Origin of the sequence: Streptomyces griseobrunneus (genome assembly GCF_046713465.1) — a bacterium.
Classification (GTDB): domain Bacteria; phylum Actinomycetota; class Actinomycetes; order Streptomycetales; family Streptomycetaceae; genus Streptomyces; species Streptomyces microflavus.
The window spans coordinates 6,488,276-6,502,696 of the sequence record NZ_CP177080.1; the positions used below are offsets into that span (position 1 = coordinate 6,488,276).

Here is a 14,421-nt window from a genome sequence, read left to right on the forward strand (position 1 = left end):
GCGATGATCGGGGGAGAGGCACGAATGAGGAGCAGAGTCATATGAGCCAGCAGCACGACAGGTACCGGCCGTCGGGGAGCAGTACGGCGCTGAGCGAGGCGTACGACACGGCTCTCCTCGACCTGGACGGGGTGGTGTACGCGGGCGGGGAGGCGATCGTCCACGCCGTCGCGTCGCTGTCCACCGCGCGGGACGGCGGGATGCACCTCGCGTACGTCACCAACAACGCGCTGCGCACGCCGGACGCGGTGGCGGAGCACCTGACGGAGCTGGGCGTGCCCGCCGAGGCCGCCGACGTGATCACCTCGGCCCAGGCGGTCTCCCGGCTGATGGCCGATCAGCTGCCCGCCGGGTCCCGGGTGCTGGTCATCGGTGGCGAAGGGCTGCGGGTCGCCCTGCGGGAGCGCGGTCTGGTGCCGGTGGAGTCGGCGGACGACGACCCGGTGGCCGTGGTCCAGGGGTACGGGGGGCCGGATCTGGCGTGGGGGCGGTTCGCCGAGGCGAGCTACGCCGTCGCGCGCGGGCTGCCGTGGTACGCGTCCAACACGGACCTGACCATTCCGGGCGCCCGGGGCATCGCGCCGGGCAACGGCGCCGCCGTGGAGGTCGTACGGATCGCCACCGGGGCCGAACCGCAGGTCGCGGGGAAGCCGTTGCCGCCGATGCACCGGGAGACCGTGCTGCGGACCGGGGCGAAGCGGCCGCTCGTCGTCGGGGACCGGCTGGACACGGACATCGAGGGCGCGTTCAACGGGGGCGTGGACTCGCTGCTGGTCCTGACCGGGGTGACGGACGCGGCCCAGCTGCTCGCCGCGCCTCCGCAGCACCGCCCGACGTACGTGGACCGGGACCTGCGGGGGCTGCTGACCGGGCAGCCCGAGGTCACGTCGGAGGGGGCGGAGGGCGATCCGGCCCCCGTGTTCCGCTGCGGGGGGTGGACCGCGTTCGTACGCGACGGGGAGACCCTGGTCCTGGAGGGCGAGGGAGATCCGCTCCACGGGCTGCGGGCGCTCTGCGGCGCCGCGTGGACCTTCGCCGGGGACGGGGCGTGCGGGCTGGACGCCGAGAAGGCCGTCACCGGGCTCGCGCTGTAACGGTAGAGGCAGCGGTAGCCGGGGCTCTCCGGGGGGCCGGCCGGTGGTCCGGGACGAGGGGCGCCAGGAGGAAGATAGGCTAACCTAACTTGGTGTTGATCGGTGGCCTGTCCGGCCCTGATCCGCCGGACACCCCCTGCCTCCGGGAGTACGACCATGCAGCGCCTCACTGCGGAATCGGTGACCCTCGGCTACGACCAGCGGGTCATCGCCGAGGATCTCTCGGTCGAGATACCCGACAACTCCTTCACGGTGATCGTCGGGCCCAACGCCTGCGGCAAGTCGACCCTGTTGCGTTCGCTCGCCCGGATGCTGAAGCCGAGCCGGGGGCAGGTGCTGCTGGACGGGCAGATCATCCACCAGCTGCCCGCGAAGAAGGTCGCGCGCACGCTGGGGCTGCTGCCGCAGTCCTCCACCGCCCCCGACGGCATCACCGTCGCCGACCTCGTCGCCCGGGGCCGCTACCCCCACCAGGGGCTGCTGCGGCAGTGGTCGCCGGAGGACGAGCGGGTGGTCCAGGAGTCCATGGACTCGACCGGGGTGGCCGAGCTGGCCGACCGCTATGTCGACGAACTGTCCGGCGGGCAGCGGCAGCGGGTCTGGATCGCCATGGCGCTGGCCCAGCAGACGCCGCTGCTGCTGCTCGACGAGCCGACGACGTTCCTCGACATCCAGCACCAGATCGATGTCCTCGACCTGTGTGCGGAGCTGCACGAGACGCAGGGGCGCACGCTGGTCGCCGTACTCCACGATCTGAACCATGCCGCGCGGTACGCCACGCACCTCATCGCGATGCGGGACGGCGCGATCGTCGCGGAGGGGGCGCCTTCGGACGTGGTCGACGCGGAGTTGGTGGAGCGGGTGTTCGGGATGCGGTGCCAGGTGATCGACGATCCCGAGACCGGGACGCCGCTTGTCGTGCCTGCGGCCCGTAAGGCGCGGAAGGTCGCTGCCTGAGGGCGGGTGGGCGGGCGTACGGCGGCGGGCGCGGGTGGCGCCCCGGTCAGCGCTTTGTCCTCAATCGCCGGACGGGCTTGAACCGACTGCCGTCCGGGCTACAGCAGCGATCTCAGTTTCAGCAGGTCCCTGAAGCCGGCCTCCAGGCGTACGCGGCCCGATGCCCACGCCTTCGCGAAGTTCAGGTCGCCGTCGACCAGGGCCACCAGGTCGTCGCCCGTCATCGCCAGCCTGATCTCCGCCTTCTCGCGGGGCGGGCCCTCGACCGTGTCCTGGACCTGGATCCGGCCGTCGGTCAGGCGGCCGGTGAACGTGATGTCGAGGTCCTTGATGTGACAGCTCAGCGAGCGGTCGAGCGCGGCGGCGCCGCGTACGTCGCCGTCGGTCGCCGCGAGGTTGTCCGAAAGTCTTCTCAGTGCGCTGCGGCACTCCGCCATGGTCGCCATCGTGCTCGACGGTACACCGGCCCGTCGCGGTAGCGTTTCGGCATGAGCGACTTGATGCCGGAGGCGGGAACACCGCCCATGAGCATGCCCGAGGAGCCCGCGCCCCTGGGCGTCGAGCGCACCCCCACCGGCCGGGCCGAGGTCGACGGGCTGCTGGGGCGGCTGGCGGATGCGGACCGCCTCCCGGCGGACGGGCACGCCGAGGTGTACGAGGATGTACACCGTGGGCTCAAGTCCGCGCTGACCTCGCTGGACGCCCGTCCGGCCGCCGCACCCGGGCCCGGTCCCGTACCGGCGCCTTCGTACGACACGCACAACAACAGGAGCTGAACCGAACGTGGCAGGAGTGGCACGTCGCCGCCTCGACGCCGAGCTGGTACGCCGCAAGCTCGCCCGATCGCGCGAGCACGCGAGTCAGCTGATCGCCGCTGGGCGGGTCACCGTCGGCCGGACCACCGCGACCAAACCCGCCACCCAGGTCGAGACGGCCGCCGCGATCGTCGTCACCCAGGACGACGGCGACCCCGACTACGTCTCGCGCGGCGGGCACAAGCTGGCCGGGGCGCTCGCCGCCTTCGTCCCGCTCGGGCTGGCCGTGGAGGGGCGCCGGGCGCTGGACGCCGGGGCCTCGACCGGCGGGTTCACCGATGTCCTGCTGCGGGCCGGGGCCCGGCAGGTCGTCGCCGTCGACGTCGGCTACGGGCAGCTCGCCTGGTCGCTCCGGTCCGATGAACGCGTCGTCGTCAAGGACCGTACCAACGTGCGGGAGTTGACGTTGGAGGCCATCGACGGGGAGGCGGTCGACCTGGTGGTGGGGGATCTGTCCTTCATTCCGCTCGGGCTCGTGCTGCCCGCTCTCGCCCGGTGCGCCACGCCCGACGCGGACCTGGTCCTCATGGTCAAGCCGCAGTTCGAGGTCGGCAAGGAGCGGCTCGGCAGCGGAGGGGTGGTGCGCAGCCCCGAGCTGCGCGCCGAAGCGGTACGTGAGGTGGCGCGCCGGGCCTGGGGACTGGGCCTCGGCGTACGGGGGGTGACGGCCAGTCCGTTGCCCGGGCCGTCCGGGAACGTCGAGTACTTTCTGTGGCTGCGGGCCGGTGCACCTGAGCTGGATCCCGCGGATGTCGACCGTGCAGTGGCGGAGGGGCCTCGTTGACGACGAATGCGGCACGAACAGTCTTTCTTTTGGCGCACACCGGCCGTCCGGCCGCGATCCGCAGCGCGGAGCTCGTGGTGCAGGGGCTGCTGCGCAACGGGCTCGGCGTGCGGGTCCTGGCGACCGAGGCGGCCGATCTGCCGCTCCCGGACACCGTGGAGACCGTCACCGACACCTCACCCGCCGCCGTGGACGGCTGCGAGCTGCTGATCGTCCTGGGGGGTGACGGGACGCTGCTGCGCGGCGCGGAGTTCTCCCGCGCCTCCGGGGTGCCGATGCTCGGCGTCAACCTGGGCCGCGTCGGCTTCCTCGCCGAGGCCGAGCGCGACGACCTCGACAAGGTGGTCTCCCGGGTCGTCACCCGCGACTACGACGTCGAGGAGCGCATGACGATCGATGTCATCGTGCACAGCAACGGTGACATCGTGCACACCGACTGGGCGCTCAACGAGGCGGCCGTGCAGAAGGTGTCGCCCGAGCGGATGCTGGAGGTCGTGCTGGAGATCGACGGCCGTCCGGTCACCGGGTTCGGCTGCGACGGGATCGTCTGTGCGACCCCGACCGGTTCGACGGCGTACGCCTTCTCGGCGGGCGGGCCGGTCGTCTGGCCCGAGGTGGAGGCGCTGCTGATGGTCCCGATCAGCGCCCACGCCCTGTTCGCCAAGCCGCTGGTGACCTCCCCGACCTCGGTGCTCGCCGTCGAGGTCCAGCCGCACACCCCGCACGGGGTGCTCTGGTGCGACGGGCGGCGGACCGTGGAGCTGCCCGCAGGCGCGCGGGTCGAGGTACGGCGCGGCGCGGTGCCCGTACGGCTGGCGCGGCTGCACCAGGCCTCGTTCACGGACCGGCTGGTGGCGAAGTTCGCGCTGCCCGTCTCGGGGTGGCGGGGCGCGCCCCACTGACCGTCGCCGGGGTTGCTTCACGGCCTCCGTGACCCTCGGGAACGCTCGGGAGAGTGAATCCGGGAGCGGGGGCCGTCGCGCGTCCGGCCCGGGACCTCGTAAGGTCATGTCCGTGCTGGAGGAGATGCGGATACGGTCGCTCGGAGTCATCGACGACGCGGTGGTGGAGCTGTCACCCGGTTTCACCGCGGTGACGGGTGAGACCGGCGCGGGCAAGACCATGGTCGTCACGAGCCTCGGGCTGCTGCTCGGCGGGCGCGCCGACCCCGCCCTCGTACGGGTCGGGGCCAAGGCCGCGGTCGTCGAGGGCAGGATCACGGTGTCCGAGGGCGACGCGGCGGCGCTGCGGGCCGAGGAGGCCGGGGCGGAACTCGACGACGGTGCGCTGCTCATCAGCCGTACCATTTCGGCGGAAGGACGCTCACGGGCCCATCTCGGCGGCAGATCCGTGCCGGTGGGGGTCCTCACCGAGCTGGCGGACGAGCTGGTCGCCGTGCACGGGCAGACGGACCAGCAGGGCCTGCTCAAGCCCGCGCGGCAGCGGCAGGCGCTGGACCGGTACGCCGGGGACGGCGTGGAGGTCCCGCACACGAAGTACGCGGCGGCCTACCGGCGGCTGCGGACCGTCGCCGCCACCTTGGACGAGCTGACCACCCGGGCCCGGGAGCGGGCCCAGGAGGCGGATCTGCTGCGCTTCGGGCTGAACGAGGTCGCCGCCGTCGAGCCGTTGCCGGGGGAGGACACCGAGCTGGCCGCCGAGGCGGAGCGGCTCGGGCACGCGGAGGCCCTCGCCTCCGCCGCCTCCCTCGCGCACACCGCGCTGGCGGGGAACCCCGAGGATCCGGAGGGCGTCGACGCGACGACCGTGGTCGCCGCCGCCGGGCAGGCCCTGGACGCGGTCCGGGCCCACGACCCGGCGCTTGCCGCGCTGGCCGACCGCATCGGCGAGATCTCCATCCTGATCGCCGATGTCTCCGGCGAGCTGGCCGGGTACGCCGACCAGCTGGAGGCCGACCCGCTGCGGCTGGCCGCCGTCGAGGAGCGCCGGGCCGCGCTGACCACCCTGACCCGCAAGTACGGCGAGGACATCGCGGCGGTGCTCGCCTGGGCGCAGGAGGGCGCGGGCCGGCTCACCGAGCTGGAGGGCGACGACGAGCGGATCGGCGAGCTGACGGCCGAGCGCGACGCGTTGCGCGCCGAACTCTCCTCGCTGGGGCAGGCGTTGACCGATGCCCGGACGGAGGCCGCCGCCCGGTTCGCGGAGGCGGTGACGGAGGAGCTGGCCTCGCTCGCCATGCCGCACGCCCGGGTCTCCTTCGCCATCCGGCAGACCGAGGCGGCCGACGAGGCGTCCGGTATCGACATCGGCGGGCGGAGCGTCGTGTACGGCCCTTCGGGCGCCGACGAGGTGGAACTGCTGCTCGCCCCGCACCCCGGGGCCCAGCCCCGGCCGATCGCCAAGGGTGCATCGGGCGGTGAGCTGTCCCGGGTGATGCTGGCGGTCGAGGTCGTCTTCGCGGGCTCCGACCCGGTGCCCACGTATCTCTTCGACGAGGTCGACGCGGGTGTCGGCGGCAAGGCGGCGGTCGAGGTCGGGCGGCGTCTGGCCAAGCTCGCCCGGTCCGCGCAGGTGGTCGTCGTGACGCACCTCCCGCAGGTGGCGGCCTTCGCCGACCGGCAGCTGCTGGTCGAGAAGACGGTGGACGGCTCGGTCACCCGGAGCGGGGTCACGGTCCTGGAGGGCGAGGACCGGGTCCGGGAGCTGTCCCGGATGCTGGCGGGCCAGGAGGACTCCGAAACGGCCCGCGCCCACGCCGAGGAGCTGCTGGCCACGGCCCGCAAGGACGGCTGACGCGGTGTACGGGGCCGGGCGGGGGTTTCCCCGCCCGGCCCCGTGCCGCTCTCTACGCTTCCCCCCATGGGTGAGTACGTGAGCAGAGCCGCCGCCGGCCTTGTCGGTGCGGGAGTGGGCGCAGGGGTCGCCGCCGGGGTGTACGCGGTGCTGAGCCGCCGTACGGACGCCTCCTGGCGGCGGACCAACCACGCAGGCCGGACCGTCACCCTGTACGCCGGACCCGCGGCCGCGCTCGGTGCGGCCGCCGGGATCGCCGCTGCCCCGGGACCGGCCCGGGACCGTGCGGCCGGGGTGCTCGCGGTGCTGGCCGCCGCGGGCTGCGGGGCGTACGACGACCTCGTGGGGGCCGACGACCCGCGCCGGGGGTTCCGGGCCCATCTGGGGGCCCTGCGCGGGGGCGAGGTCACCAGCGGGGCCGTGAAGCTCTTCGGGATCGGGGCGGCGGGGGTGCTCGCCGGGCTGCTGATCGAGGAACGCGTGGTGGACGGGGTGCTGACCGGTGTGGTGATCGCCGGTACCGTCCATCTCGTGAACCTTGTCGACGTGGGGCCGGGGGCGGCGGTGGGTTCCGTGGTGCTGCTGCCGGGCTGCCGGGCTGCCGGGGGCCGTCGGGCCGATGGCTGCCGCGGCGGTGCTCGCCCCCGCCGATCTGGGGGGACGCGCCATGCTCGGGGACACCGGGGCCCATGGGCTCGGGGCCGGGCTGGGAGTCGCCCTGGCCCGTCGCTGTGGCCGCTTCGGTGGACGTACGGGGCGGGCCGCCCTGGCCGCCGGGCTCGTGGCGGCCGCGGCGAACGGGGAGCGGATCAGCTCGGTCGCCCGGTGTGCCTCGGGGGTGCTGAGGCGCGCGGCAGGGGTGGCGGGGGTTCCGGGGCGCTGAGCGGGAGCGCTGACGGTGGCAACTTCGCGCCTTCGAATTCACCCGTGAGAGTGGTGCCGTGTGGTCGGTTGTCGCCGCGAGCCCGGCAGCAACGTTCCGGCAGTGCCGGAACGTGCGTACGGACTGGCATCCTTGCCGCTGTACCTACCGCCGACTCGGGGACCCCGGGAGCCAATCAACGTGTCACAGCTGCGTACGGTCCAAGTCCTGGGCGGCGGCAGTGCGGGCAGCAGCGCGCACGTCAGTTCGCTGGCCGCGGGGCTGGTGGCGCGCGGGGTGCAGGTCACCGTCTGCGCCCCGCCCGCGGTGGACCACGCCTACGACTTCACGGCGATCGGGGCCCGGTTCCTGCCGGTGCCCCGGCGCAGCGACCCGGCCGCCGTCGCCGCGCTGCGCTCCGCCTGCGCGGGGGCCGACGTGGTCCACGCCCACGGGCTGCACGCCGCCTCCCGCACCGCCCTCGCCCTCAGCGGGCGGACCGTGCCGCTGGTGATGACCTGGCACACCCGCCGGTACGCCGAGGGTGCCCGCCGCCAGATCCTGCACCTGCTGGAGCGGAGGGCCGTGCGGGCGGCGGCCGTTGTCCTCGCCCCCTCCTCCGACCTGGTGGACCGGGCGCGGGGCCGAGGAGCCCGCGACGCGCGGCTCGCCCCGGCCGCCGCCCCGGTCCCGCGACTGGCCGGTGCCCTGCACGACGGCAAGGCGCGGGCCGAACTGGGCGCGGTCGAGCGGCCGTTGCTGATGGCAGTCGGCAGCCTGGTCCCGCACCACGGCTTCGACACCCTGCTCGACGCCGCCCGCATCTGGCGCGGGCTCGATCCCGTACCCCTGCTCGTCATCGCGGGTGAGGGGCGGGACCGGGCGGCCCTCCAGCAGCGCATCGGGGACGAGGAGCTGCCCGTCCGGCTGATCGGATCCCGGGACGATGTGGGGGAGTTGCTCGCCGTCGCCGACCTGGCCGTCCTGCCCAGCCGGTGGGTGGGCTGCTCGCTGCTGGCGCAGGAGGCGCTGCGGCTGGGGGTGCCGCTGGTGGCGACCGAGGTCGGCGGGGTGCCCGAACTGGTCGGTGAGGCCGCCGAACTGGTGCCGTTCGGCAACGCGGAGGCGCTCGCCCGTACCGTCGCCCGGCTGCTGGGCGACCCGGAGCGGTGCGCACGGCTGGCCGAGGCCGGACGCGCGCAGGCGGCGGGCTGGCCCACCGAGGACGACACCATCGCCCATGTGCTCAGCGTGTACGACGAGTTGGCACAGCCGCCTGCCCCGGGGCGCGGGCGCTGAGGAGACCTACGGGGTGAGGCGGCGGCCCCCAGCATCGCCGGCTCAGGTCGTGAGGCGGCGGGCCCGCAGCGCCAGGCTGAGGGCCAGGACCGTCTGCGGGTCGTCCAGGTCCGTGCCCAGCAGCTCACCGATCCGGGCGAGCCGGTTGTAGAGCGTCTGCCGGTTGAGGTGCAGCTCGCGTGCGGTCTCCGCCTTGCGGCCCGCGTGCGCCAGATACGCCTGGAGCGTCGGCAGCAGCGGCGGGCGCGAGGTGCGGTCGTGCTCGCGCAGCGGACCGATCGCCCGGTTCACGAACGCCGCCAGGTCGGGATGGTCCCGCAGCCGCCACAGCAGCAGATCGATGTCGAGCCGCCTGGCGTCGTACCAGGGCCGGTCGTCCAGGCCCTGTGCCGCCGTGGCGGTCTCCGAGGCGTGCCGCAGCCCGGCACCCGCCCCGGCCCAGCCGCCCGCGACCCCGACCACGACCACCGGGGGCTGCGATCCGGCGCGGTCGAGACCGGCCCGTCCCACGCCCGCCCGCAGCGCTGCCGCCACCCGGTCCGCGACCGCCGTGCGCTCGCCCTCCGAGCGCAGCCCCAGCAGCAGCGGAACCCGCCCCTCCACGGGCCGTACGCCCAGCAGCACCGGTACGCCGACCGAGGCCAGCTCCTCCAGCACCGCGCGGGCCAGCAGCGCCCAGTTGCCCGACGGGGACAGCTCGGGGGCCAGCCGCATCACGACCGGGAGCAGCTGGGCGTCCCCGGGCCGGAAGCCGAGCACCCGGGCCTGGGCCGGGGCGTCCTCCGGGGTGATCCGGCCCTCCGCGAGGTCGGTGAGGAAGTCGCCGCGGCCCCGGGCCGCCAGCTCCTCCTCCTGACGGGCCTGCATCAGGACGACCGCGAGGAGGCCCGCCGCCCGCTCGGCCGCCATCCGGTGCACGGTGGCCAGCGGGCCCGAGACGGCGAGCAGCACCAGCCGGGCCCGTACGGCACCGGTGTCCGGACCGCCGCCCGGCACATCCACCAGGACCGCGCCCACCGGCGGGACCTCCCGGGCCGCCCGGTCGCCGCGCATGCCCTCCCAGACCTGGAGCGGGTCCGCGCCCACCGGGCCCGTGCCCGTGGACGCCGCGTACAGGAGCTGACCGTCCGGCGTCTCCAGGAAGACCGGGTTGGCGGTGAAGTCGGCGAGGATACCGAGGACCTGCGGCACCCCGCCGCCGTCGAGGAGGGCCCGGGTGGCGCGCCGGTGCACCTCCTCCGCCTGCTGGAGCAGGGCATAGTGCCCGTTCACGATCTCGGTGTGCACCTCCTCGGTCACCGCGACGAAGGGCACCTCGCGGTGGAGCTGTACCAGGGGAAGACCAGCCGCGCGGGCGGCGTCCACGATGGAGGCGGGCAGCCTGCTGAAGCGCGGGCCGAGCTCCACCACCAAGGCGGAGATCCCCCGGTCGGCGAGGCGGCGGACGAACGCGCGCTGCTCGGCGGGGCGAGTGCCGAGGCCAAGGCCGGTGGTGAGGAGCAGCTCGCCGCCCTTGAGGAGGGAGGCGATGTTGGGCACCTCGCCCGCGTGCACCCAGCGCACGGTGCGGCTCAGCCGGTCCGCGCCGGCCACCACCTCCGGGAGCCCTGCGCGCAGCCCCGGCAGCTCCAGTGCCCGCTGCACGGTGATTCCGCTGTGGCTCTCCACGTACCCGGCCCGCTTTCCCTTTGTTCCGCACCCGTCCACCGGGCGGTCGTCCTGCTCAGGACGCTACCGCCCGGGGTGCGGGGTGCGCATGGCAGGGGAGGCGCGAGGACCGTGCCCAGGGAGCCGAAGACCGTGCTCAGGCGGCCGTGGAGGCTCCGGACGGGATGCCGAAGGAGGGATCGGGGACCTCCTCGGGGGAGATGAGCGTGGAGGAGCGGCCGTCCACGCCCACCGGCACGTCCCCGTCGATGGTGACGCGGCGGAGCTTGCGCTCGTGGGCGTCGGAGTCGTCGACGCCGTAGTGCTGGGTGGCCCGGTTGTCCCAGATCGCCACGTCGCCCACCTGCCACTGCCGGCGCACGGTGTTCTCCGGGCGCTCGATGTGCGACTGGAACAGATCCAGGAGCGTACGGGAGTCCCTGCCGGTCAGCCCGGCGATCCGCTGCACGAAGTTGCCCAGCAGCAGGGTGCGCTCACCGGTCTCGGGGCGGACGCGCACCACCGGGTGCTCGGTGAGGAACTTCGTCGAGGTGAACACCTTCGTGTACTGCTCCAGCGCCTCGGGCAGGGCCTGCGGGCGCAGTGCCGCGTAGTCGTAGTCGTTGGAGTGGACCGCGCGCAGGGAGTCGGCCAGGACCCGCAGCGGCTCGGGGAGCCCGTCGTACGCGGTGGCGGTGTTGGCCCACAGGGTGTTGCCGCCGTACGGCGGGATGACGACCGCGCGCAGGATGGAGAAGGCCGGGTAGGCGGGGACGAAGGTGACGTCGGTGTGCCACTGGTTGGCCCGGCCGCCGTGGTCGGAGTCGATGCCGAGGGAGTAACGGCCGTCGGCGGACGGCACGGCACGGCACGGTGGGCGACCGGCGTGCCGAGGAGTTTCTTCCTCCTCCTCTCCACCGTCGGCCCCCGCTTCACCCCTGGTTCTCCAGCGGGGGCGGTTGCTCCTCCGGCCGCGCAGGCCCGCCCGCTGAGCAAAACCGCTGACGCACAACACCCCAGGGAATCAGCCCTGTTCGGGATGTTCGGCGGCCACGTCAACATCACCGACGGCCGGTACGTCTACATGCGGGCCTGCCACGACGACACCAACCAGCCGCTGTACGAGCACACGCTGATGCCCACCCGCATCCGAGGCCGCTTCACCCCCGAGGAGCTGACCGGGCTGACCCTGGCCGAACCGTTCCCCTTCACCAAGGGCGTGCCCACCCTCCGTATCCCCGCCCACCCCTCACCGCTCCTGGGGCCGCAGCGCTTCGGCACGCTCCTCTTCGACCTGGCGGCCGACCCGCTCCAGGAGAAGCCGGTCAGCGACACCGCCGTCGAGCTGCGGATGGCCCGGCTGCTGGTGGAGCGGCTGCGCGCCAACGATGCCCCTGCCGACCAGTACACCCGCCTCGGCCTCCCGTACGCCCCCGAGGACGTCACCGGGGCCCACCTGCTGGTCGACGCCCAGCGGGAGCGGGCCGAGGCCGGGTGCCAACCCGCCACCCGCTCGGACAAGTTCACCGAGGGCGCGCTCAGCCTCCGTACCCCCCTGGCCGATCTGCTCGCCGAGCCCGCGGCGGCCGACGCGGTCCGCCGGATCGTCCCCGGCCTGCTCGACACCGAGCTGCTCACCCTCCGGGGCGGCTCCACCCTGCTCCGGATCGCCGCCTTCACCGGCCACCCGGCACGGACCCGACTCGCCGCGCTCGCCGACGAACTGGCCCGCCTGTTCCCCGCACCAGACCACCCCCCAGCCACGACGGAGAGCCCAGCCGATGACCACCGACCCCACCCGCCGCGACCCCTACGACGACTTCCCCGGCCGGATCGGCCGCACCTTCGCAGAGTCGGAGCCGTCCTGGCCGCCGCGCACGGCCCCCGGCGAGAAGGCCCCCAACATCGTGGTCGTCCTCGTCGACGACATGGGCTACAGCGACATCGGCCCGTTCGGCTCCGAGATCGCCACGCCGACGCTCGACACCCTGGCCGACGAGGGCGTACGGCTCACCAACTACCACACCATGCCGCTCTGCTCCCCGGCGCGCGCGGCCCTGCTCACCGGCCTCGACCCGCACCGCGCCGGCTACTCCACGGTCGCCAACTCCGATCCCGGCTTCCCCGGTTACGGCATGGAGATCGCCGATGACATCCCCACCGTCGCCGAGCTGCTCCACGACACCGGCTACGCCACCTACGCCGTCGGCAAGTGGCACCTGGTCCGCGACTCCGCGTCCAACGCCGCCGACGACCGGGACAACTGGCCGCTGAACAAGGGCTTCGACCAGTACTACGGCGTCCTGGAAGGGCTCACCAGCCTCTTCCACCCGCACCAGCTGGTCCGCGACAACAGCCCCTTGGACATCGACGAGTTCGCGGACGACTACTACTACACCGACGACATCACCGATCAGGCGATCTCCATGGTGAAGTCGCTGCGCGCCCACGACCCCGACAAGCCGTTCTTCCTCTACCTGGCCCACAACGCCGTCCACGGCCCCCTCCAGGCCAAGGCCGAGGACATCGCCCGTCACAAGGGCCGCTACGACGAGGGCCGGGACGTCCTGCGCGAGAAGCGCTTCGCCGCCCAGCTCGCCGCCGGACTCCTCCCGCCCGGCACCGAACTGCCCGAACGCAACAGTGAGGCCGGGCTCGACGTCCCCGCCTGGGACAGCCTCACCGAGGAGCAACAGAGGCTCTACGCCCGGTACATGGAGGTGTACGCGGAGCTCGTCGACAACATCGACCGAACCTGGCCCGGCTCACCGACACCCTCGAAGCGCTCGGCGAACTCGACAACACCATCATCGTCTTCACCTCCGACAACGGCGGCACCGGCGAGGGCGGCGCCGAAGGCACCCGCTCCTACTTCAGCCGCTTCGTCCACCACCCCGCCCTCCCCGGCGACTGGACCCCCGACGTCGACCGCGACCCGGAACTCATCGGCGGCCGGCGCAGCCTGGTCCACTACCCGCGCGGCTGGGGCATGGCCTCCAACACCCCCTTCCGGCTCTACAAGGGGCACACGTACGCCGGCCTGGAGCGCCCGGCCGAGCGGCGCGGGGTCACCCTCCAGGAGCCGGACGGCATCAGCTTCACCCCCGTGCTCGCCGACCCCGGCCACGCCTCCACCCACCCCGAGCAGTACTGCGAAAGGAGTTGTCGGAGGCCTGGGAGGCGGCCGCCCGGCGCAACGGGGTCTTCGCGCTCCCCGACGGCAGCGGCGCGCTCGCCCGCCGCAACCCCTGCGAGCGACGGCTGACCCGCCCGCTGACCCTGCTGCCCGGCACACCGGAGCTGGAGCGCTACCGCTCCTCCCGGCTGGTCTCCCTGCGCTCCTTCGAGATCACCGTCGTCATCGACGGGACGGGGGAGGGGGTGCTCGTCTCCCACGGCGACCAGGGTGGCGGCTACAGCCTGTACGTCGAGGAGGGGCGGCTGCACCTCGCGTACAACGAGTACGGCGTCCTGCACGAGACGGACGCGGGCCCGCTCGCACCGGGCGAGCATGTCGTCGTCCTCGCCGCCGAGGCGGAGAAGGGCCTGCGCTGGTCGTTCACGGTCAGCGTCGACGGCGAGGTGCGGGCCACCCCGCCCAGCGTCCACCAGCTCATCGGCATGGCCCCGTTCCAGGGCATCAGCGTCGGCGTCGACCGCAACTCCCCGGTCTCCTGGCCGCTGTTCGAACGCCATCGCTCGTTCCGCTACGGAGGCGTCCTGCGCTCGGTCACCTATACCCCCGGGGAGCCCGGCCCCGACACACCGGAGGCGGTGGCCGCCGCGCTCAAGCAGGCGGCAGCGGCCTTCGACTGACGCATCCCCGGCCCCCGGCACAACAGCCGGGGGCCCTCGTCACCCTTCCCTCAGCAACCCCACCAACGCCCCCCGGCTGGCCCGCAACGCGTCGATCTGCCCGTTCATCACCGCCAGCTCCCCGGCCAGGATCTCCCGCAGCTCCGCACACCAGTCGAACCCCGGCTGCTCACCCCGGGCGCACGGCAGCACCTCCCGGATCACCTCGGTGGACAGACCGGCCCGCAGCAGCGCCCGGATCTTCGCCACGGAGAGGACCGCCCCCTCGTCGTAGGCGCGATAGCCGTTCTCCCCGCGCCCGGCCTCCAGCAGCCCCTGCGCCTCGTAGTACCGCAACGACCGCGCACTGACGCCCGTCCGCCGGGACAACTCCCCGATCAGCATGTCTCCCCC

The 14,421-nt window shown here is 73.7% G+C and carries 12 protein-coding genes and 2 pseudogenes; 9 read left to right on the forward strand and 5 right to left on the reverse strand.

The window, feature by feature from the left end; all coding sequences use genetic code 11:
- Nucleotides 1-41: 41 nt before the first annotated feature.
- Together ACK8N7_RS29535 and ACK8N7_RS29540 are read left to right on the forward strand one after the other, a co-directional pair.
- Nucleotides 42-1,094: an HAD-IIA family hydrolase gene (locus tag ACK8N7_RS29535; protein ID WP_403211646.1), complete on the forward strand. Its 1,053-nt coding sequence runs from the start codon at nucleotides 42-44 to the stop codon at nucleotides 1,092-1,094.
- Nucleotides 1,095-1,250: 156 nt separating this feature from the next.
- A complete protein-coding gene (locus ACK8N7_RS29540) occupies nucleotides 1,251-2,051 on the forward strand; it encodes an ABC transporter ATP-binding protein (protein WP_403211648.1) in 801 nt (266 codons plus the stop codon).
- Nucleotides 2,052-2,149: 98 nt separating this feature from the next.
- Here ACK8N7_RS29540 and ACK8N7_RS29545 read toward each other — a convergent pair whose 3' ends face one another.
- Complete coding sequence (locus ACK8N7_RS29545) at nucleotides 2,150-2,497, reverse strand: SCP2 sterol-binding domain-containing protein (protein ID WP_403211650.1); 348 nt, start codon at nucleotides 2,495-2,497, stop codon at nucleotides 2,150-2,152.
- A 42-nt stretch (nucleotides 2,498-2,539) separates the two neighbouring features.
- Here ACK8N7_RS29545 and ACK8N7_RS29550 point away from each other — a divergent pair, with 42 nt between their 5' ends.
- From ACK8N7_RS29550 to ACK8N7_RS29575, 6 genes are all read left to right on the forward strand, one after another.
- Entirely contained in the window at nucleotides 2,540-2,827 is a 288-nt protein-coding gene (locus ACK8N7_RS29550) for a hypothetical protein (protein WP_403211652.1), read from the forward strand.
- Nucleotides 2,828-2,834: 7 nt separating this feature from the next.
- Nucleotides 2,835-3,650, forward strand: a complete 816-nt coding sequence (locus ACK8N7_RS29555; protein WP_500444537.1) for a TlyA family RNA methyltransferase — start codon at nucleotides 2,835-2,837, stop codon at nucleotides 3,648-3,650.
- Entirely contained in the window at nucleotides 3,647-4,552 is a 906-nt protein-coding gene (locus ACK8N7_RS29560) for an NAD kinase (RefSeq protein WP_403211656.1), read from the forward strand. The genes ACK8N7_RS29555 and ACK8N7_RS29560 overlap by 4 nt, the downstream gene beginning before the upstream one ends.
- 106 nt (nucleotides 4,553-4,658) lie before the next feature.
- Nucleotides 4,659-6,404: a DNA repair protein RecN gene (recN, locus tag ACK8N7_RS29565; protein ID WP_403211658.1), complete on the forward strand. Its 1,746-nt coding sequence runs from the start codon at nucleotides 4,659-4,661 to the stop codon at nucleotides 6,402-6,404.
- Nucleotides 6,405-7,023: 619 nt separating this feature from the next.
- Nucleotides 7,024-7,287 carry a hypothetical protein gene (locus ACK8N7_RS29570; protein WP_403211660.1) on the forward strand — a complete coding sequence of 88 codons (264 nt, stop codon included), beginning with the start codon at nucleotides 7,024-7,026 and terminating at the stop codon, nucleotides 7,285-7,287.
- 180 nt (nucleotides 7,288-7,467) lie between these two features.
- Nucleotides 7,468-8,565 carry a glycosyltransferase family 4 protein gene (locus tag ACK8N7_RS29575; protein ID WP_500444538.1) on the forward strand — a complete coding sequence of 366 codons (1,098 nt, stop codon included), beginning with the start codon at nucleotides 7,468-7,470 and terminating at the stop codon, nucleotides 8,563-8,565.
- A gap of 42 nt (nucleotides 8,566-8,607) precedes the next feature.
- On the opposite strand, the gene ACK8N7_RS29580 is transcribed toward ACK8N7_RS29575, so the two are convergent.
- From ACK8N7_RS29580 to ACK8N7_RS29590, 3 genes and pseudogenes are all read right to left on the reverse strand, one after another.
- Nucleotides 8,608-10,233 carry a PucR family transcriptional regulator gene (locus ACK8N7_RS29580; RefSeq protein WP_032758234.1) on the reverse strand — a complete coding sequence of 542 codons (1,626 nt, stop codon included), beginning with the start codon at nucleotides 10,231-10,233 and terminating at the stop codon, nucleotides 8,608-8,610.
- 136 nt (nucleotides 10,234-10,369) lie between these two features.
- A pseudogene (locus ACK8N7_RS29585) lies at nucleotides 10,370-11,112 on the reverse strand (TauD/TfdA dioxygenase family protein); the annotation flags it as partial.
- Nucleotides 11,113-11,461: 349 nt separating this feature from the next.
- Nucleotides 11,462-12,010, reverse strand: a complete 549-nt coding sequence (locus tag ACK8N7_RS29590) for a hypothetical protein (protein ID WP_500444539.1) — start codon at nucleotides 12,008-12,010, stop codon at nucleotides 11,462-11,464.
- Between ACK8N7_RS29590 and ACK8N7_RS29595 the strand changes: the two are divergent.
- Nucleotides 11,994-14,028 (forward strand): annotated as a pseudogene (locus ACK8N7_RS29595) (sulfatase-like hydrolase/transferase). The gene ACK8N7_RS29590 and the pseudogene ACK8N7_RS29595 overlap by 17 nt on opposite strands.
- A 39-nt stretch (nucleotides 14,029-14,067) precedes the next feature.
- Here the strand turns inward: ACK8N7_RS29595 and ACK8N7_RS29600 are convergent.
- Nucleotides 14,068-14,412 (reverse strand): MerR family transcriptional regulator, encoded by a 345-nt coding sequence (locus ACK8N7_RS29600; protein ID WP_500444540.1) that lies wholly within the window; start codon nucleotides 14,410-14,412, stop codon nucleotides 14,068-14,070.
- Between the last annotated feature and the right edge of the window lie 9 nt (nucleotides 14,413-14,421).

What these genes read in the sequence shown, in the direction of transcription:
- ACK8N7_RS29535 (WP_403211646.1), top strand. Translation starts at nt 42, where the DNA reads ATGAGCCAGCAGCACGACAGGTACCGGCCGTCGGGGAGCAGTACGGCG.
- ACK8N7_RS29540 (WP_403211648.1), top strand. Translation starts at nt 1,251, where the DNA reads ATGCAGCGCCTCACTGCGGAATCGGTGACCCTCGGCTACGACCAGCGG.
- ACK8N7_RS29545 (WP_403211650.1), bottom strand. Translation starts at nt 2,497, where the DNA reads ATGGCGACCATGGCGGAGTGCCGCAGCGCACTGAGAAGACTTTCGGAC.
- ACK8N7_RS29550 (WP_403211652.1), top strand. Translation starts at nt 2,540, where the DNA reads ATGAGCGACTTGATGCCGGAGGCGGGAACACCGCCCATGAGCATGCCC.
- recN (WP_403211658.1), top strand. Translation starts at nt 4,659, where the DNA reads ATGTCCGTGCTGGAGGAGATGCGGATACGGTCGCTCGGAGTCATCGAC.
- ACK8N7_RS29570 (WP_403211660.1), top strand. Translation starts at nt 7,024, where the DNA reads ATGGCTGCCGCGGCGGTGCTCGCCCCCGCCGATCTGGGGGGACGCGCC.
- ACK8N7_RS29600 (WP_500444540.1), bottom strand. Translation starts at nt 14,412, where the DNA reads ATGCTGATCGGGGAGTTGTCCCGGCGGACGGGCGTCAGTGCGCGGTCG.